Raw genomic sequence first — 258 nt, forward strand, 5'->3', positions numbered from 1 at the left:
CATATTTTTATCCATCGACCAGCCCACAATGCGCCGAGAGAATAAATCCATCACTGTTGCCACATATAAAAAACCTTCATAGGTTCTTAATAAGTTATGTCGCTCACCCACGACTGGTTCGGCGCTGGCGGGTTAAATTGACGCGCTAATAAGTTATCTGCAATCCGCAATGTCTTACCGCCTTTAAGATGGCGACGCTTATATCCAATTTGCGCTTTAAGCTTATGTTGTCGCATGATCTTCGCAACACGGTTTACG

The 258-nt window shown here is 44.2% G+C and carries 1 pseudogene; it reads right to left on the reverse strand.

The features are described 5' to 3' along the window. Positions 1 to 258: pseudogene (locus AN389_RS20760) on the reverse strand (DDE-type integrase/transposase/recombinase); the annotation flags it as partial.

Origin of the sequence: Pseudoalteromonas sp. P1-7a, from assembly GCF_001401855.1 — a bacterium.
GTDB lineage: Bacteria > Pseudomonadota > Gammaproteobacteria > Enterobacterales > Alteromonadaceae > Pseudoalteromonas.